16 protein-coding genes, 1 tRNA gene and 1 pseudogene are annotated in these 17,826 nt (G+C 62.6%); 11 read left to right on the top strand and 7 right to left on the bottom strand.

What is annotated here, in order from left to right:
- Positions 1 to 156: 156 nt before the first annotated feature.
- Genes X728_RS147755 through dprA form a run of 4 tightly spaced genes read left to right on the top strand, consistent with a single transcriptional unit; the run spans position 157 to position 4,188 of the window.
- Positions 157 to 1,119 carry an aspartate carbamoyltransferase catalytic subunit gene (locus tag X728_RS147755; protein ID WP_023684668.1) on the top strand — a complete coding sequence of 321 codons (963 nt, stop codon included), beginning with the start codon at positions 157 to 159 and terminating at the stop codon, positions 1,117 to 1,119.
- Positions 1,116 to 2,402: a dihydroorotase gene (locus X728_RS147760; protein ID WP_023684667.1), complete on the top strand. Its 1,287-nt coding sequence runs from the start codon at positions 1,116 to 1,118 to the stop codon at positions 2,400 to 2,402. The genes X728_RS147755 and X728_RS147760 overlap by 4 nt, the downstream gene beginning before the upstream one ends.
- 56 nt (positions 2,403 to 2,458) lie before the next feature.
- Positions 2,459 to 3,064 carry a glycerol-3-phosphate 1-O-acyltransferase PlsY gene (gene plsY / locus X728_RS147765; protein ID WP_023696534.1) on the top strand — a complete coding sequence of 202 codons (606 nt, stop codon included), beginning with the start codon at positions 2,459 to 2,461 and terminating at the stop codon, positions 3,062 to 3,064.
- Positions 3,061 to 4,188: a DNA-processing protein DprA gene (dprA, locus tag X728_RS147770; protein WP_023832076.1), complete on the top strand. Its 1,128-nt coding sequence runs from the start codon at positions 3,061 to 3,063 to the stop codon at positions 4,186 to 4,188. The genes plsY and dprA overlap by 4 nt, the downstream gene beginning before the upstream one ends.
- Positions 4,189 to 4,405: 217 nt before the next feature.
- Here dprA and X728_RS147775 read toward each other — a convergent pair whose 3' ends face one another.
- Complete coding sequence (locus tag X728_RS147775; RefSeq protein WP_023832075.1) at positions 4,406 to 5,548, bottom strand: hypothetical protein; 1,143 nt, start codon at positions 5,546 to 5,548, stop codon at positions 4,406 to 4,408.
- A gap of 253 nt (positions 5,549 to 5,801) precedes the next feature.
- Here X728_RS147775 and X728_RS147780 point away from each other — a divergent pair, with 253 nt between their 5' ends.
- From X728_RS147780 to ugpC, 6 genes are all read left to right on the top strand, one after another.
- Positions 5,802 to 6,686: a dihydrodipicolinate synthase family protein gene (locus X728_RS147780; protein WP_023832074.1), complete on the top strand. Its 885-nt coding sequence runs from the start codon at positions 5,802 to 5,804 to the stop codon at positions 6,684 to 6,686.
- A gap of 23 nt (positions 6,687 to 6,709) precedes the next feature.
- Entirely contained in the window at positions 6,710 to 7,369 is a 660-nt protein-coding gene (locus tag X728_RS147785) for a GntR family transcriptional regulator (protein WP_023693416.1), read from the top strand.
- 66 nt (positions 7,370 to 7,435) lie between these two features.
- The gene (locus X728_RS147790) at positions 7,436 to 8,773 is read left to right on the top strand and encodes a sugar ABC transporter substrate-binding protein (RefSeq protein ID WP_023706208.1); all 1,338 of its coding nucleotides are present in this window, start codon (positions 7,436 to 7,438) and stop codon (positions 8,771 to 8,773) included.
- A complete protein-coding gene (locus tag X728_RS147795) occupies positions 8,773 to 9,711 on the top strand; it encodes a sugar ABC transporter permease (RefSeq protein WP_023712372.1) in 939 nt (312 codons plus the stop codon). The genes X728_RS147790 and X728_RS147795 overlap by 1 nt, the downstream gene beginning before the upstream one ends.
- Positions 9,712 to 10,533 carry a carbohydrate ABC transporter permease gene (locus X728_RS147800; RefSeq protein WP_023684659.1) on the top strand — a complete coding sequence of 274 codons (822 nt, stop codon included), beginning with the start codon at positions 9,712 to 9,714 and terminating at the stop codon, positions 10,531 to 10,533.
- A 39-nt stretch (positions 10,534 to 10,572) separates the two neighbouring features.
- Positions 10,573 to 11,634 carry a sn-glycerol-3-phosphate ABC transporter ATP-binding protein UgpC gene (ugpC, locus tag X728_RS147805; RefSeq protein ID WP_023706206.1) on the top strand — a complete coding sequence of 354 codons (1,062 nt, stop codon included), beginning with the start codon at positions 10,573 to 10,575 and terminating at the stop codon, positions 11,632 to 11,634.
- Positions 11,635 to 11,681: 47 nt separating this feature from the next.
- Here the strand turns inward: ugpC and X728_RS147810 are convergent.
- A tRNA-Lys gene (locus tag X728_RS147810) sits at positions 11,682 to 11,757 on the bottom strand.
- 322 nt (positions 11,758 to 12,079) lie between these two features.
- Here X728_RS147810 and X728_RS147815 point away from each other — a divergent pair.
- A complete protein-coding gene (locus tag X728_RS147815; RefSeq protein WP_023706205.1) occupies positions 12,080 to 12,571 on the top strand; it encodes a BA14K family protein in 492 nt (163 codons plus the stop codon).
- A 90-nt stretch (positions 12,572 to 12,661) separates the two neighbouring features.
- Here the strand turns inward: X728_RS147815 and X728_RS147820 are convergent, their stop codons facing one another.
- The 5 genes and pseudogenes from X728_RS147820 to X728_RS01000000166885 all read right to left on the bottom strand — a co-directional run bounded on the left by X728_RS147820 (position 12,662) and on the right by X728_RS01000000166885 (position 17,825).
- A complete protein-coding gene (locus X728_RS147820) occupies positions 12,662 to 13,138 on the bottom strand; it encodes a DUF6882 domain-containing protein (RefSeq protein WP_023684656.1) in 477 nt (158 codons plus the stop codon).
- Between the two features lie 22 nt (positions 13,139 to 13,160).
- Positions 13,161 to 14,654 carry a glycerol kinase GlpK gene (gene glpK / locus X728_RS147825; RefSeq protein ID WP_023706204.1) on the bottom strand — a complete coding sequence of 498 codons (1,494 nt, stop codon included), beginning with the start codon at positions 14,652 to 14,654 and terminating at the stop codon, positions 13,161 to 13,163.
- Between the two features lie 89 nt (positions 14,655 to 14,743).
- Positions 14,744 to 16,471 (bottom strand): ABC transporter substrate-binding protein, encoded by a 1,728-nt coding sequence (locus tag X728_RS147830; RefSeq protein WP_023670978.1) that lies wholly within the window; start codon positions 16,469 to 16,471, stop codon positions 14,744 to 14,746.
- A 77-nt stretch (positions 16,472 to 16,548) separates the two neighbouring features.
- Positions 16,549 to 16,836, bottom strand: a complete 288-nt coding sequence (locus tag X728_RS147835) for a DUF2160 domain-containing protein (protein ID WP_023670977.1) — start codon at positions 16,834 to 16,836, stop codon at positions 16,549 to 16,551.
- A gap of 67 nt (positions 16,837 to 16,903) precedes the next feature.
- Positions 16,904 to 17,825: pseudogene (locus tag X728_RS01000000166885) on the bottom strand (carbohydrate ABC transporter permease).
- Position 17,826 lies beyond the last annotated feature (1 nt).

The raw sequence follows: 17,826 nt of genomic DNA, 5'->3' as shown, positions 1-17,826 counted from the left end.
AAAGGCCTTATCATCACAAGGCTTCGAATCCGAAGCAATCGGCTAGATATAGCCCAAGCCAGGCGGCGCGCGCGACGAAAATACCGGGGAGAAAGGCCGCAATCCCAAGCTGGCGCTTGCGGCAAGGAATTCTCCCCCCTATAGCAGCGCCTTGAGATGACCGACGCTTCGTCCCTGCCGCTTTATCCTCACCGCCATCTTCTGGGCATCCGCGATCTTTCCCCCGGTGATATCGAGCTCCTGCTCGACCGGGCCGATCGCGCCGTCGCCATTTCGCGGCAGTCCGAAAAGAAGACCTCGACGCTGCGCGGCCGCACCCAGATCAACCTCTTCTACGAAGCCTCGACGCGCACGCAGTCGTCGTTCGAACTGGCCGGGAAACGGCTCGGCGCCGACGTCATGAACATGTCGGTGGCGAGCTCTTCGGTGAAGAAGGGCGAGACGCTGATCGACACGGCGATGACGCTGAACGCCATGCGGCCCGACATCCTGATCATCCGCCACCAGTCTGCGGGCGCCGCCGCCCTTTTGGCGCAGAAGGTCGGCTGCTCGGTGGTCAATGCCGGCGACGGCGCGCATGAACACCCGACGCAGGCGCTGCTCGACGCGCTGACCATCCGCCGCGCCAAGGGGCCGCTGTCGAAACTGATCGTAGCGATCTGCGGCGACATCCTGCATTCGCGCGTCGCGCGTTCCAACATCATGCTGTTGAACGCGCTTGGCGCGCAGGTGCGGGTCGTGGCGCCGTCGACGCTGCTGCCCACCGGCATCGAGAAAATGGGCGTCATCGTCTCGCGCTCGATGGCCGAGGGCCTCAAGGGCGCCGACGTGGTGATGATGCTGCGCCTGCAGCGTGAGCGGATGGAAGGCGCCTTCGTGCCTTCGGTACGCGAATATTTCCGCTATTTCGGCCTCGATGCCGAAAAGCTGAAGGCCGCCAAGGACGGCGCGCTGGTGATGCATCCCGGTCCGATGAACCGCGGCGTCGAGATTGCGTCCGAAATCGCCGACGGTCCCCAAAGCGTCATCCAGGAACAGGTCGAGATGGGTGTCGCCGTGCGCATGGCGGTGATGGAAGCGCTGCTCGACCCGCGCCGCAACGAGGGCCGGGTGGCATGAGCACGACGGTCTTTGAGCGCGCCCGCATCGTCGACCCGTCACGCGGCATCGACGAGGTCGGCACCGTGATCGTCGAGGGGAAAAAGATCGTTGCCGCCGGCAAGGCTGCCCTGAACCAGGGCCTGCCGGCGGGAGCCACCGTGGTCGACTGCGCCGGCAAGGCAATCATTCCCGGCCTGATCGACGCGCGCGTCTTCATCGGCGAACCGGGCGGCGAACATCGCGAGACCATCGCTTCGGCCAGCGTTGCGGCGGCGGCCGGCGGCGTTACCTCCGTCGTTATGATGCCCGACACGGACCCGGTGATCGACAATGTCGCGCTGGTCGAATTCGTGCTGCGCACCGCCCGGGACACGGCAAGCGTCAACATCTTTCCGGCGGCGGCGATCACCAAAGGCCTCGCCGGTCGCGAGATGACCGAATTCGGCCTGTTGCGCGAGGCCGGTGCGGTCGCCTTCACCGATGGGCGGCACACAATATCCAGCGCACTGGTGATGCGCCGGGCTCTCACCTATGCCCGCGATTTCGGTGGCGTCATCGCACATGAGACACAGGATGGCGACCTCGCTTCGGCAGGCGTGATGAATGAAGGCCTGTATGCCAGCTGGCTCGGCCTTGCCGGCATTCCGCGCGAGGCCGAGTCCATCCCGCTGGAGCGCGACCTGGCGCTGGCGCGGCTGACGCGCGGCGCCTACCACGCGGCCAAGATCTCGACGGCGACGGCAGCGCAAGCGGTGACGCGGGCGAAAGCCGACCAGGCCAATGTCACGGCGGGCGTGGCGATCCACAATCTGTCGCTGAACGAAAACGATGTCGGGGAATACCGCACCTTCTTCCGGCTGACGCCGCCTTTGCGCGCCGAGGAAGACCGGCTGGCCATGATCGAGGCGGTCAAGGACGGCACCATCGACATCATCGTCTCCTCGCACGACCCTCAGGATGTCGACACCAAGCGCCTTCCCTTCGCCGATGCAGCTGCCGGCGCGATCGGGTTGGAGACGCTGCTTGGAGCAGCGCTTCGGCTCTACCACAATGGCGACGTGCCGCTACTTCGGCTGGTCGAAACACTGTCCACCGCACCAGCAAGGCTGTTCGGCCTGCCGGGCGGCACGCTGAAGCCGGGAGCGCCGGCCGATCTTGCGCTGATCGACCTTGAAGAACCCTGGATCGTGAGTGAAAGCGGCATCCGCTCGCGCTCGAAAAACACCTGCTTCGAAGGTGCGCGGCTGCAAGGCATGGTCTTGCAAACGCTGGTGGCGGGCCGCACAGTGTTTTCGAGCTAGAGCGATCGCGCCACGTCGCAGACCGATATGTTGCTGGGGAAATGCGGGGGCAAACAATGAGTTATAACGTTATCCTGGCATTGCTGTTCGGCTATCTCCTCGGCTCGATTCCCTTCGGCCTCTTGATCACCCGCGCGGCCGGCCTCGGCGATGTGCGCAAAATCGGCTCCGGCAATATCGGCGCCACCAACGTTCTGCGCACCGGCAACAAGGGCCTCGCCGCCGCGACGCTGGTGCTCGACGCGTTGAAGGGTACGGCGGCGGTGATGATCGCGCGCCATTTTGGACACGACTACGGACTGTGGGCCGGCCTTGGACTCTGGGCGGGCCTTGGCGCCTTCCTTGGCCATCTGTTTCCGGTCTGGCTCGGTTTCAAGGGCGGCAAGGGCGTGGCGACCTATCTCGGCGTGCTGATCGCGCTCGGCTGGCATGTGGCGCTGATTTTTATCGTCGTCTGGCTGGCGATGGCTTTTCTGTTTCGCTATTCCTCGCTGGCAGCGCTGACGGCGGCGGTCATCGTGCCGATCGCGCTTTATTTCTGGAGCACACCTGAGACCGCCGGGCTGTTCCTGGTGATGAGCCTGATCGTCATCTTCAAACATCGCGCCAACATTTCGCGCCTTCTTGCCGGCACCGAAGGCAAGATCGGAGCCAAGGGTTGAGCAAGCCCGCCGCCGGGCCGCGCCTCAGCGACCGGCAGCGGCTGAGCTGGCTGCGGCTGATCCGCACACAAAATGTCGGCCCGGCCTCGTTTCGCGAATTGATCAACCGCTTTGGTTCGGCGGAGGCGGCGTTGGAGATGCTGCCCGAGCTGATGATTTCGGGCGGAGCCAAAAGGATCATGCGCATTCCTTCCGTGGAGGAAGCCGAAGCGGAACTCGACGCAGCCAGTGAAAACGGCGCCCGCTTCGTCGGCATCGGCGAGGCCGACTACCCGCCGATGCTGAAAAACATGGACAATCCGCCGCCACTGATTGCCGTGAAGGGCGAGGCAGCCGTCTTTCGCCTGCCGGCGGTGGCCATCGTCGGCGCCCGCAACGCGTCGCTCGCCGGCATCAAGATGGCGCGCATGCTGGCGGCGGATCTTGGCCGCGACGGCTACGTCATCGTTTCCGGCCTGGCGCGCGGCATCGACACGGCAGCACACCAGGGCAGTCTCTCGACTGGTACAGTGGGTGTGCTGGCCGGTGGGCTCGATGTCCCCTACCCGCCCGAAAATATCGGCTTGTGCGAAGACATTGCCGAGCGTGGCGGCGCCGTTATTTCGGAAATGCCGTTCGGCTGGCAGCCGCGGGCGCAGGATTTTCCGCGCCGCAACCGGCTTGTCGCGGGCGCCGCCCTCGGACTGGTGGTCATCGAAGCTGCGCAACGCTCCGGCTCGCTGATCAGCGCGCGCCTGGCCGGCGAGATGGGCCGGCTGGTCTTTGCCGTACCGGGTTCGCCGCTCGATCCGCGCTGCGCCGGCTCCAACGGCCTGCTCAAGGACGGCGCCACCCTGGTCACCGAGGCGGCCGATGTTTCCGGTGCGATCGCACCCTTGGCGGGCACGCGAACGCGAAGCATTGCGCCGCCAGAAAAGGCACCCGATTTTTCGGCAACTCCCCCGCCCGGTGAGGACGAACGCAGCGGCGTGCTCGAAGTGCTAGGCCCAACGCCGGTGGGCGTGGACGAGATCATCCGCCACACCGGCCTCAACGCCGCGCAAGCCTCCATGGTGCTGCTGGAACTCGACCTTGCCGGCCGCATCGAGCGCCATGCCGGCGGCAATGTCTCATTGGTTACGTGACGTTCCAGCCGATCCCGCCGCACGTCGGCCGCAACTCACGCGTCGAGGGTCACGCCGGCGGCGCCAACGCCGGTACAGTTGCCACCGCAGGGTATTTTCCAGGCGGCTCTCGGAAAAGCACTCCGCCATTCCAGGGCTCTCCGTTGCACTGCCGATCACGCTCGCAATGGCATATTCGACAGCTGACGAAAACCGGGCTCGACAGTCTGCGCATCAGTCAGCGGAACAGATACTTCGATACCTCCGGATTGCCACGGCGCCACATCACATTGTCCAGAAAATAATGGTGCACATTGATGAAGATGAGCACGATGAAGAAGAACAGCGATGACCCCAGCACTTGCCTGTCATACGGGATCAAGGCCGTCAGCGCGGATGGGATCAGCCAGAAGCCGAGATAGCCAAGGGCCGTGCCGCCGACGATAAAGCCGACGAGCCGAAACCTGTAGAGGGGGCCGAGAAAGGACAGGATTTTCGGCTGCGGATCGCTTTCGGCATCGGAACTGTCGCGCTCGACGTTCGTCTGGTAGCGCCAGACCACGGCGAGATACTGCAGCGAGTGGAGCGCGGGCACGATCAGCAGCCAAAGCGGGTTTACGCGCGCAATCAGGATCCAGAGATAGAGCGACGCCACATAGGCCACCAAACCGTTATAGGGCAGGCCGCCGCCGTTCTTCCGCCAACGATTGACCAGCATCAAGAGCGTGGCCGCCGTCGACGCAACGGCCGCCAGCATGGCGATGTTGGTGACCCAGGAAGGGGCCGCGAATGTGTAATAGTCCAGGCCATAATATTTGCCCTGGGTGACCGCCGTATTCGTCTGCAGCCACGCCAGGATCCACACGGCATAGGAGTTGACCAGCAGCACCTTCTTGTCGCGGTCGTCGAAGAATTTGCGCTTCAGCACCGCATCCACCATCAGCATGCCGTAGCCCTGCTTGACGTAGTGCCAACCGACAAAAAAGAACATGGCGTTGGTGGCATAGCCGAGCAGGCGCGTGTTCGCCGCCGCGGCGCCATAGGCAAAGAACCCGGCCATGACCAGGGGCACGACAATGCCCGCGAAGATATAGCGGAGCTGCAGGCTCCTGTCGTAGCCGTCGCCCGTCACCTTGCGCCCGAAATTGCGGTAGAAGAGCTGATAGGAGTGGGCGAAGTGGGGATAGTTCACGAGATAGGCCACGAAGACCATCGTTGCGGCCACCGGACCTTCATATTCAAGCGGAACGAGAAACAGCACCGGCAGGATGAGAAAGGCGCTGCCGCCCAGCATGAGGAAATCGGCGAGCGGGCCGAAGAGGTATTTTTGAGCGGTCGCCGTCTTAGGGGCTACAGCATCCGCCGAAAGCTGAAGTGTCATGTCAGAACCTCCCCTGGGAAAGGCTGAGTTTAGCCATCGACTGGGATGGGGACAAGGTTGGAGCTGCCGCTCCGCGCCCCGAAGACTAGGCCATCTTGTTGTTTCGCCAATGGTCTCGATGGCTTGAACCCGTGAACCTCTCGATAAAAAAGGTGGGGGCCCTCCGCTGTTAAAAAAGCGCACCACCCCAATTTACGACTAACATGTTAGTGTGCTAGCACACAGCGTACATACCTGCTTCGGAGACCTTCCGGTGACATCACGCTTTGGCCTTTCGGCCGCTCTCGCCACGCCTTTCGATGCCCGCGGGCAGATCGCCACCGCCCCCATGATCGCTCAGGCCGAAAGTTGCCTGGCGCAGGGTTGCGGCAGCGTGACGCTTTTCGGCACGACAGGGGAAGGCGCATCGGTGGGCACGACGGAGCGGCGGTCGGTGACCGAAGCCATGCTGGCTGCGGGAATCCTGCCGCATCAACTCGTTGCCGGCGTGCTGGTCGACGCCGCCGAAGACGCCGCCGAACAGGCACAGCATGCCTTGCAGCGCGGCGCCCGAAACATTCTGCTGGCCCCGCCAAGCTACTTCAAGAATGTCGGCGACGACGGCCTTTTCGGCTGGTTCTCCGCCGTCTTTGCCGCGCTCGGCCCCCTCGCCCGTGACGTGCTGCTCTACAACATCCCTTCGGTTACCATGGTGCAGCTTTCGCTTGGCCTGATCGGCCGGTTGCGCACTGCTTTTCCCGACGTGGTCGCCGGGGTGAAGGATTCCGGTGGAAATTGGAGCTACAGCGAGGCGCTGCTTGCCGCCCATGGCGATCTGGTGATCCTGATCGGCGATGAAAGGCATCTGGCGCGTGCGGTGCGAATGGGTGCTCAAGGCGCAATCTCGGGCATGGCCAATTTCGTCCCGGGCGAAATCCGCGCCATGGCCGAGGACGGGCGCGACGATCCTCGCGTCGAGAGTTTTGTGCTCGAATTGCTCAAACATCCGGTCACCCCGGCGGTAAAGGTGATGGTGGCGCGCAAGACCGGCGACGAGCGCTGGCTGGCGGTCCGTCCGCCGCTGGAGCCGATCGCGTTGCAAGGGCAGCAGCAGCTTGCCGCAGCCTATGACAGCTTGTTTACCAGGGAACCGGCCTGACCGGCAAAGAGAAGCGCGCCGATATGGAAGACGGCAACGAACCGACCACCCTCAGGGAGAAGGCCTATGCCAGCTTCACGCGGCATTTGCTGGCGCGCGACTTCAAGCCAGGCCAGTTCGTGTCGCAGCGTGAGCTGGTTGCCTTCACCGGACTGCCGCTCGGCGCCATTCGCGAGATCGTGCCGCGTCTCGAGGCGGAAGGACTGCTGACGACCATTCCGCAGCGCGGCATGCAGATCGCCCATATAGACATCAGCCTGATCCGCGAGGCCTTTCAGTTCCGCCTGTTCATGGAGCGTGAAGCGGTGGCGCTGTTTACGGTCAGCGCCTCCGACGCCGAGCTTGCCCGCTTGCGGCGCGAGCATGAGGACATGCTTGCCCGGGCGCTGGAGCAGACCCCGACGCCGGAGATGGAGGCCAAGGCGCAGACCATCGACTGGGCCATGCACGACACGTTCATCGATGCGCTGGGCAACGAGATCATCGCCAAGGCCTATCTGGTCAATTCGGTGAAGATCCGCCTGATCCACCAGGAACGGTTCCGTATCGACGGGCGCGTCGTGCCGGTCATGCGCGAGCACCTGGCGGTGATCGATGCGATGCAGAGCCGCGACCCTGGCAAGGCGGTCGAGGCCATTAGCCAGCATATCGATAAGGCGCGCCGGCTGGCGCTGCAAATCTGAGGAAGCATGAGCCGCGCCGCGGTCGCTGCGGCGCAATCGACAACGACAACAACCGGGAGGAAGAAAATGTCGTCCAATCTGTTCAACCCAACCAGGAGGCAACTCCTCCAGGGAACCGCCGCCCTTGCCGCCGCCGGCTTTGCCGGTGTTCGCCCAAGCTTTGCCGCCGGCGTCGACTGGAAGCGCTTTGCGGGAACGACGCTTGACGTCAATCTGGTGAAAAGCCCGCGCAGCGACACGCTGATAAAATACATCGCCGAGTTCGAGGAACTGACCGGGATCAAGGTCAATGCCGAAGCGACGCCGGAACAGCAGCAGCGCCAGAAGACGGTGATCGAACTGAGCTCCGGCAAACCGAGCTTCGACGTCGTGCATCTGAGCTACCACGTGCAGAAGCGCCAGTTCGAAAAGGGCGACTGGCTGGCCGACATATCAGGCTATCTCGCTGACCCGACCCTGACCGATCCTGCGCTGGTGGAAACCGATTTCGCCGATGCCGGCATGCTGTTTGCCAAGGACGGCCAGGGCGTGTTGCGCTCGCTGCCGTTCTCAGTCGACTACTGGATCGTCTACTGGAACAAGGAATTGTTCGAGGCCAAGGGCCTCAAATACCCTGAAACCTTCGAGCAACTGGTGGCGGCCGCCGAAGCGCTGACCGACCCATCGACCAACACCTACGGCTTTGTCGCCCGCGGCCTCAAGAACGCCAACACGCCGGTGTGGACGTCGCTTATGCTCGGCTACGACATGACGCCGCTCGACGACAAGGGCAAGCTGCGTACGACCTCGCCCGAGGCGGTCGAGGCGGCCAGCCTCTACCAGCGGCTGATGACCAAGTCGGCGCCTCCAGGCGTCACCGGATTCAACTGGGCCGAAGCCCAGTCCGCCTTCCTGCAAGGCAAGATCGGGATGTGGTTCGATGGCGTCGGCTTTGCCCCGCCAATGGAAAATCCGGAAAAGTCACGAGTGGTCGGCAAGGTCGGCTACGGCGTCATGCCCAAGGGGCCCAAGGCGCATGCCGCCGGCACCTTTGGCGACGGCCTCGGCGTGACGGCCGCCAGCGAGAAGAAGGAGGCCGCCTACCTCTTCTGCCAGTGGGCGATTTCGCCCGCCATGGGCGCGCGCCTGCTGCAGGCGGGTGCCGGCGTGCCGTTCCGCAAGTCGGTGCTGGAAGATCCCAAGGTGCGCGAAGGCGTCACCATGCCGGCGAGTTGGCTCGATGCCGTGGTCGGCTCGGGCAATGTCAGCCGGCTGTCGCTGCCGGTCATCATTCCGGTCACCGAGTTCCGCGATATCTATGGCGTGGCGCTGACCAATCTGATCGCCGGCGCCGATCCGGCAGAGGAACTGAAGCAGGCCACCGAGCAGTTCCAGCCGGTGCTCGACCGGAGCGAGCAAGGCTGATGTCCGCCATCACCCCAGAACGCGCCGGGGTGACGACGCAAGCCATCGAAGGGAACCAGACCATCCGTCTGGCTCCCAACTACTGGCCTTTCGTCGTCCCGGCGCTCGTCGTCGTCGGCGCCGTGATCGTCTTTCCCTGGGCCTTCACGCTGTGGATGAGCGTCAACCGCTGGACCCTCGGCCAGGCGCGAAGCTTTGCCGGGATGGAAAATTACCTGCGGCTGGCCGTCGACCAACGCTTCTGGGAATCGCTTTTCCATACGCTGACCTACACGGCGCTTTCGGTCGCGGCACCGATGTTCCTCGGCACTCTTGCCGCGCTGATCTTCGACGCCAAATTTCCGCTGCGCGGCCTGTTGCGCGGCGTCTTCGTCATGCCGATGATGGCAACGCCAGTCGCCGTGGCGCTGGTCTGGACGATGATGTTCCATCCCCAGCTTGGCGTGCTCAACTATCTGTTGTCGCTGGTCGGCATCCCGGCGCAGGAATGGATCTTTAATGCCAGGACGGTCATCCCGTCCCTGGTTGCGGTCGAGACCTGGCAGTGGACGCCGCTGGTGATGCTGATCGTGCTGGGCGGCTTGGCCTCCGTGCCGCGCGAGCCCTTCGAGAGCGCCGAGATCGATGGCGCCAACGCCTGGCAGCAATTCCGCTATCTCACCTTGCCGATGATCGCGCCGTTCCTGATGATCGCGATGATCATCCGCACCATCGATGCGCTGAAGAGTTTTGACATCATCTACGCGATGACCCAGGGCGGACCGGGCACGGCCTCGGAAACCATCAACATCTATCTCTACAACACCGCCTTCTCCTACTACGACATCGGCTATGGCTCGGCCATGGCCGTGGTGTTCTTCATCGTCATCGTCGCGCTGTCCTTCATCCTGCTGATGCTGCGCCAGCGCTCCCAATGGATCGGGGTGGAGGGCAAATAGATGAGTTCACGGCTGCTCAACCGGATCGGGCTGTTTTTCGCGGCTCTGGTCTTCGTCTCGCCGGCGATCCTGTTCTTCCTCTGGATGGTCTCGCTGTCGCTGAAGTTCGAGATCGACAACGGTGCCTACCCGCCGATTCTGATCCCGGAACATCTCGCCTGGTCGAACTATGTGAAGGTATTCGAGGAGAACAATTTCCTGCTCTATTTCTGGAATTCGGTTCTGGTGACGGGCACGGCAACGTTGCTGGCGCTGCTGATCGGCGTGCCGGCGGGCTATGGCATCGCGCGGCTCAAGGCCGAACGCTCGGCGGTGGTCATCATGATCGCCCGCATGACGCCGGGGCTTTCCTATCTCATTCCGCTGTTCCTGCTGTTCCAGTGGGTCGGCATTCTCGGCACGCTGTGGCCGCAGATCATCATCCATCTGGTGGTGACGGTGCCGATCGTGGTCTGGGTGATGATCGGCTATTTCGAGACCACGCCGATGGAGCTGGAAGAAGCGGCCAACATCGATGGCGCCAGTTCCTGGCAGGTGTTCCGGCTGGTCGCCTTGCCCATCGCCAAGCCGGGCATTGTCGTCGCCTTCATCCTGTCGATCATCTTCTCATGGAACAATTTCGTCTTCGGCATTGTGCTCGCCAGCCGCGAGACTCGCACGCTGCCGGTCGCCGTCTACAACATGCTTTCCTACGAGCAGGTGAGCTGGGGTCCGCTCGCCGCCGCAGCACTTGTGGTGACGCTGCCGGTGCTGGTGCTGACCCTGTTCGCGCAAAGGCAGATCGTCGCCGGGCTGACCGCAGGCGCCGTCAAGGGCGGCTGAGGCACGGCCCCGACATCACTCATTTCCGGGAGAAATCCAATGGCATCGGTAACAATCAACAACGTTCAGAAGGCTTTCGGAGCCGCCAAGATCATCCACGATGTCAGCGTCGACATCGCCGATGGCGAATTCGTCATCCTGGTCGGGCCGTCGGGCTGCGGAAAGTCGACGCTGCTGCGCATGATTGCCGGACTGGAAACGATCTCGGGCGGCAGGATCGCCATTGGCGATCGCCTCGTCAACAATCTCAGGGCGCGCGACCGAAACATCGCCATGGTGTTCCAGAACTACGCGCTCTATCCGCATATGACGGTGGCCGACAATATGGGCTTTGCCCTGAAGATCAAGAAAGCCGATCCGGCCGACACCGCCGGCCGCGTCGGCAGGGCCGCCAGCATTCTCGGCCTGGACAAGCTGCTCGACCGCTATCCGCGTCAGCTTTCCGGCGGCCAGCGCCAGCGCGTCGCCATGGGCCGCGCCATCGTGCGCGACCCGCAGGTGTTCCTGTTCGACGAGCCGCTGTCCAATCTCGACGCCAAATTGCGCGTGCAGATGCGCGGCGAGATCAAGGCGCTGCACCAGCGGCTGGGAACCACCACCATCTACGTTACCCACGACCAGATCGAGGCCATGACCATGGCCGACAAGATCGTCGTGCTGCATGACGGCCTTGTCGAGCAGATCGGCGCGCCGCTCGATCTCTACGATCGCCCGGCCAACCTCTTCGTTGCCGGGTTCATCGGCTCGCCGGCGATGAATTTCATTCGAGGCCATGTCGAGGAAGGTGTTTTCCGCAGCGCCGGTGGACTGATCTTGCCGCTGCCAGAAGGCATCGACCTGACCAACATACCCGGCCGCGACCTCATCTACGGCATCCGCCCCGAACACATCCGAGCGACGACCGCCAAAGGAATCCCCGGCACGATCGTGCTTCTGGAAGCAACGGGTTCGGAAATCTTTGCCCGGGTCGACTGCGCCGGAGAAGAAATCTCCTGCCTTTTCCGCGAGCGGCTGGCACTGAAACAGGGCGAGCAGATGCGCATCGAGATCGACCGCGCCTGCGCTCATCTGTTCGACGTCAAGACCGGGCGGCGATTGTAGGGGGCGATGGGGGCTGCTGACAGGGCAACTTCCGCACGAAATATTTCTGGTGAGCGCGTCGGGGTTCGAACCCGAGACCTACTGATTAAAAGTCAGTTGCTCTACCGGCTGAGCTACGCGCTCCCGCGGGCTCTAAAGGCCGCCCTCGAAATTGCGCGGAACATAGGGAGAGTGCCGCGACCGGTCAACCGGAAAAAGATGGCCCTTCGACCGGGGTTTCAGCCATCGCCAGACGCGCCGCAAATTGCGTCGTCACCAGCCCGGTGAGCCGCTCCCGCAACGTGGTCGCCGCTTCGATCTGTTGGCGCGCGAGACGCGCCTTTTCTCACGCGCCGAATTCGAGAAACATTACAAATCAGCAACTTACTGTTTTGGTGGGAACCATCGCACGAGCGGGCCGTTTTCGTCTCACAAGGGACGTCAACCACCCTTCAAGGAGAAGATCATGAACAAGATCGCAACGGGTCTACTGGCGACCACCCTGTCAATTTCGTTTGCCGCGGCCGCCGCTATGCCGGCCAATGCCGCCCAGATGTTCGTGCCCCAGTCATCAGCAACTTCGTCCGACATCGTGAATGTGAGCGATTCTCGTCATGACAACTGGCGGTGGATGCGCCATGGCAACCGCAATTCCGGCAATCGCGATTTCCGCGTAGGCCGCCAGTTCTCCCGCAACAATGATGGCGGCAGCTATTGGAATGGCCATCGCGGCTATCGCGAATATCACCGCGGCTATCGCCGTCACGGCGACTACTGGTTCCCGCTGGCTGCCTTCGCCACCGGCGCCTTGATCACCGGTGCGATCGTCAACAGCGAGAACAACCGCGGCGATGCCCATGTGCAGTGGTGCTACGACCGCTATCGGTCGTACCGCGCTTCGGACAACACATTCCAGCCCAATTACGGCCCGCGTCAACAGTGCAATTCGCCCTATTGAGCTGAGTTGGTACCAAGTGTTGAGTAGAAAAGCCTGCGCCGGCAACGGCGCGGGCTTTTCCGTAGGTTGCTTGGGTACGGGCGCGGCGGATTAGCTGGCCCAATTGACGCTCTTGAAGATCAGATACAGGGCTCCGCCTTCACCACGCGGAGAACGGTATGCGCCGAGGCCGTTGCAGATTCGAACCGCAGCTGCGGTCATTTTCCAGCCGAGCACTTCCAAGTCGTTGTTCAAATCTATCGCATAGGGTTGAGCCAGCTCATCAATGGAATGCTCCTGTCCGAAAGACCGAACCAGCTCTGCGTCGGCAAGCAGGTCGCCAGGCAGGTTTGAATTTGCCCAAGCCCAGAGCCAGTTGCTGGCCTTGGCACTCGTCGATCCGGCGATTTGGATTTCGGCGACGACCTTGGTGATGCCGTTGTCCGAGAACAGAAGCTTTCCTTCTGTCAGATCATAGTCATAGCGAGGCCAACTGCCGAGTCGGAACTCCTGCTGCAAGCGTGCATTCTTTGCATCCAATTGTTCGACAGCCTCGTCGCGCCAGGCCCCATACCAGTGTGGATTCATCCCCTTCCCCCGCCATGATTTACTACCGCGCGCTCAGCGTCCGGCGCACCGCATTGCGCCAGCCCGCGAGCTTTGCCGAGCGCACCGTGGCATCCATGTCCGGCTTGAAGCGGCGCTCGAGCGCCCAGCTCTTGGCAAAATCCTTCGCCTTCGGCCACACGCCTGCTTTCGAGCCGGCAAGCCACGCCGCACCCAGCGCCGTCGTCTCCAGAATGGTCGGGCGATCGACCGGCGCATCGAGGATATCGGCCAGCCGCTGCATGGTCCAGTCGGAGGCCACCATGCCGCCGTCGACGCGAAGCACGGTTTTGGCCGACGCCCCCTTCCAGTCCTTGCGCATGGCGTCGAGGAGATCGCGCGTCTGGTAGGCGACGGATTCCAGCGCCGCGCGGGCGAACTCCGCCGGGCCAGAGTTGCGGGTCAGCCCGAAGATCGCGCCACGCGCCTCGGCGTCCCAATGCGGCGCGCCGAGACCGACGAAAGCCGGCACCAGATAGACGTTCTGCGTGGGGTCGGCGGTTGCCGCCAAAACGCCGCTATGCTCGGCCTTGCCGATCACCTTGATGCCGTCGCGCAGCCATTGCACGGCGGCACCCGCGATGAAGATCGAGCCTTCCAAGGCATAGGTAGTCTTGCCGTTCAGCCGATAGGCGATGGTGGTCAACAGCCGGTTCTTCGAGCGCACTAGATCGGCGCCGGTGTTGAGCAGCGCAAAGCAGCCGGTGCCATAGGTCGATTTCATCATGCCTGGCTCGAAACAGGCCTGGCCTATGGTCGCTGCGTGCTGATCGCCGGCCACGCCAAGGATTTTGATTTCGGCGCCAAACAGGCTTTTTTCCGTCACGCCGTAGTCGTCGGCGCAATCCTTGACCTCAGGCAGCATCGCCACCGGGATGCGCAGGATGGAGAGCAGCTCGTCGTCCCAGACATTTTTCTCGATGTTATAGACCAGCGTGCGCGAGGCGTTGGTCGCATCCGTCGCATGCACCTTGCCGCCGGTCAGCCGCCAGATCAAAAAACTGTCGATAGTGCCGGCGAGCAGTTCGCCCTTTTCGGCGCGCTTTCTCGCACCGTTTACCTTGTCCAGCATCCAGGCGATCTTGGTGCCGGAGAAATAGGGATCGAGCAGCAGGCCGGTCTTTTTGGTGAACTTTTTCTCCAGGCCGTGTTTTTTCAGCTTCTGGCACAGCGGCGCGGTGCGGCGGTCCTGCCAGACGATGGCATTGTGGATCGGCTTGCCGGTCGCCTTGTCCCAGATGACGACGGTTTCGCGCTGGTTGGTGATGCCGATCGCCGCCACATCCGAGGCCTCGCGGCCGGCGGCCTTCAGCGCGCCTTTGACCGTCGCGACGACGCTTGCCCAGATCTCTTCCGGATCATGCTCGACCCAGCCGGAGGCAGGATAATGCTGCGTGAATTCCTGCTGCTTGCTGCCGGCGACCTTCATCGCGCCGTCGAACAGGATCGCCCTGGTCGATGTCGTACCCTGGTCGATTGCAAGGATGTATCCGGTCATTAGTCCTCCCGGTAGCTCGCCTATACAAACAGGGGAGACGGCAAGATGCCGCCTCCCCGTTCACTATGATCCTGGCGCGTACGCCAAGATTACTTCTGCCAGCTCTTCACCAGTTCGTCGTAGTTGATGGTGATCGGCTTTTCCTTCTCGTTCTCGATCTTCAGCTGAGGCGCGAGATTGCCGTTCTTGACCGCGTCGGCGTTCCAGTAGGCGAGGTCATGCTCTTCGGCCATCTTCGGGCCGATATCGCCCTGGACGCCCGACTTCTCGATGCGGGTCATGACTTTTTCCTGCTCGGCGCAGAGCGAGTCCATGGCTTCCTGCGCCGTCTTGGCGCCGGACGAGGCATCGCCGATCGCCTGCCACCAGAGCTGTGCCAGCTTCGGATAATCGGGCACGTTGGTGCCGGTCGGCGACCACTGAACGCGGGCCGGCGAGCGGTAGAACTCGATCAGACCACCGAGCTTCGGCGCACGTTCGGTGAAGCTCTTGTCGTGGATCGTGCTTTCGCGGATGAAGGTCAAGCCGACATGGCTCTTCTTCACGTCGACCGTCTTCGAGGTCACGAACTGCGCGTAGAGCCAGGCGGCCTTGGCGCGGTCGGTCGGCGTCGACTTCATCAGCGTCCAGGAACCCACGTCCTGATAGCCGAGCTTCATGCCGTCCTTCCAGTAGACGCCATGCGGCGACGGGGCCATGCGCCACTTCGGCGTTCCGTCGTCGTTCAGCACCGCCTTGGCGCCGGCGTCGACCATCGAAGCGGTGAAGGCGGTGTACCAGAATATCTGCTGCGCGACCGCACCCTGTGCCGGCACCGGGCCGGATTCGGAGAAGGTCATGCCCTGGGCTTCGGCCGGAGCGTAGGCCTTCAGCCAGTCGAGGTATTTCTGGATCGAGTAGACGGCAGCCGGGCCGTTGGTGTCGCCGCCGCGCGCCGTGCAGGAGCCGACCGGCTGTGATTTCTCGTTGACCTTGATGCCCCATTCGTCGACCGGCAGGCCGTTCGGCAGGCCCTTGTCGCCGTTGCCGGCCATCGACAGCCAGGCATCAGTGAACCGCCAGCCGAGCGACGGGTCCTTCTTGCCGTAGTCCATGTGGCCATAGACCTTCTTGCCGTCGATCTCGCGGCCGGTGAAGAACTCCGCGATGTCCTCATAGGCCGACCAGTTGACGGGAACGCCGAGGTCGTAGCCGTATTTCGCCTTGAAGTCGGCCTTGTTCTTCTCGTCGTTGAACCAGTCGTAACGGAACCAGTAGAGGTTGGCGAACTGCTGGTCGGGCAGCTGATAGAGCTTCTTGTCCGGCGCGGTGGTGAAGGAGGTGCCGATAAAATCCTTCAGGTCGAGGTTCGGATTGGTAACGTCCTTGCCCTCGCCCGCCATCCAGTCGGTCAGGTTGCGGACCTGCTGGTAGCGCCAGTGGGTGCCGATCAGGTCGGAATCGTTGACCCAGCCGTCATAAAGGTTCTGGCCGGTCTGCATCTGGGTCTGGATCTTCTCGACGACGTCGCCTTCCTGGATGACGTCATGCGTGATCTTGATGCCAGTGATGGCGGTAAAGGCCGGCGCCAGCACCTGCGATTCATACTGGTGGGTGGCGATGGTTTCGGACACGACCTTGATGTCCATGCCGGCGAAAGGCTTCGCGGCATCGATGAACCACTGCATTTCTGCTTCCTGGCCGGCCCGGTCGAGCGTCGACAGCGGGCCGATTTCCTTGTCCAGAAACGCCTTGGCCTCATCCATTCCGGCGTAGGCGTTGCCTACCCCGAGCAACAGGACAAGGGCAGTTGTTGATGTTAAAAATTGCCGTCGCATAGGTTTCCTCCACATTTAGGTTTCAAGTGCGATCTGGAACGGCCACCGGCACGCGGTCGATCCAACAGTTTCCCCCTCTATACGTAGCGGAACACGCCGACGGCGTAGACCACGGAGAGAGCGAGAGCCCACCACAGGTTGGATCCGACAAGACCCAGCCAAGCGAGATGGATAAAGGCGCTGCCAAGCAGCGACAGAAAAAGACGGTCGCCGCGCGTCGTCTCGAAGCGCAGGATGCCGACGCGCGGATTGCCGCCCGGCGAGGCAAATTCCCAAAACGCCATGCCGCACAGCAGCAGAAGAATGGTGCCGAAGAACGCCGCCGTCGGCCACGTCCACGCCATCCAGGTGAGGTCGAGATTCATGGTGACACCCTCCCCAGGGCAAAGCCCTTGGCGGTGGTGGTGAGGATGAACCCGTGCTTTTGTTTCATCACACCCTCCCCAGGGCGAAGCCCTTGGCGATGTAGTTGCGGACAAACCAGATGACGAGCGCGCCGGGGATCAGCGTCAGCACGCCGGCGGCAGCGAGCAGGCCCCAATCCATGCCGGCGGCCGAAACGGTGCGGGTCATGGTGGCGGCGATGGGCTTGGCATCGGTGGTCGTCAGCGTGCGAGCGATCAAAAGCTCGACCCATGAGAACATGAAGCAGAAGAAGCAGGCGACACCGATGCCACTGGCGATCAGCGGCATGAATATCCTGACGAAGAAGCGCGGGAAGGAGTAGCCGTCAATATAGGCTGTTTCGTCGATCTCTTTGGGCACGCCCGACATGAAGCCTTCGAGGATCCACACCGCCAGCGGCACGTTGAACAGGCAGTGCGCCAGCGCCACCGCGATGTGGGTGTCGATCAGGCCGAAGGCCGAATAGAGCTGGAAGAACGGCAGCGCGAACACCGCCGGCGGCGCCATGCGGTTGGTCAGCAGCCAGAAGAACAGATGCTTGTCGCCGAGGAAGCGGTAGCGCGAAAAGGCGTAGGCCGCCGGCAGCGCCGCAGCCACGGAAATCACCATGTTCATGACAACATAGGTGATCGAGTTGATGTAGCCCGAATACCAGGACGCATCGGTGAAGATAGTGACGTAGTTGGCGATCGTAGGCTGATGCGGATAGAGCGTCAGCGAGGAGACGATCTCGGCATTGGTCTTGAAGCTCATGTTGATGAGCCAGTAGATCGGCAGCAGANAGCAGAAGCACGATGATGTAGATCGTCGGCACGATCCACCACCAGCGCGATTCCTCGCCGCGCTTGCGCATCAGCCGGGCGACCTGATCCTGCGAAAGCGTGCTCGCCAATTTTCCCGAAGCGGTGGTTTCGCTCACTCTGTCGGCTCTTTCGTTGGCGCCGCTCATC

The sequence above is a fragment of the Mesorhizobium sp. L103C119B0 genome, assembly GCF_000502235.1.
Taxonomy (GTDB): Bacteria; Pseudomonadota; Alphaproteobacteria; order Rhizobiales; family Rhizobiaceae; genus Mesorhizobium.
The sequence above is the reverse complement of the archived record's forward strand: the minus strand, read 5'-3'. Positions and strand labels throughout refer to the sequence as shown.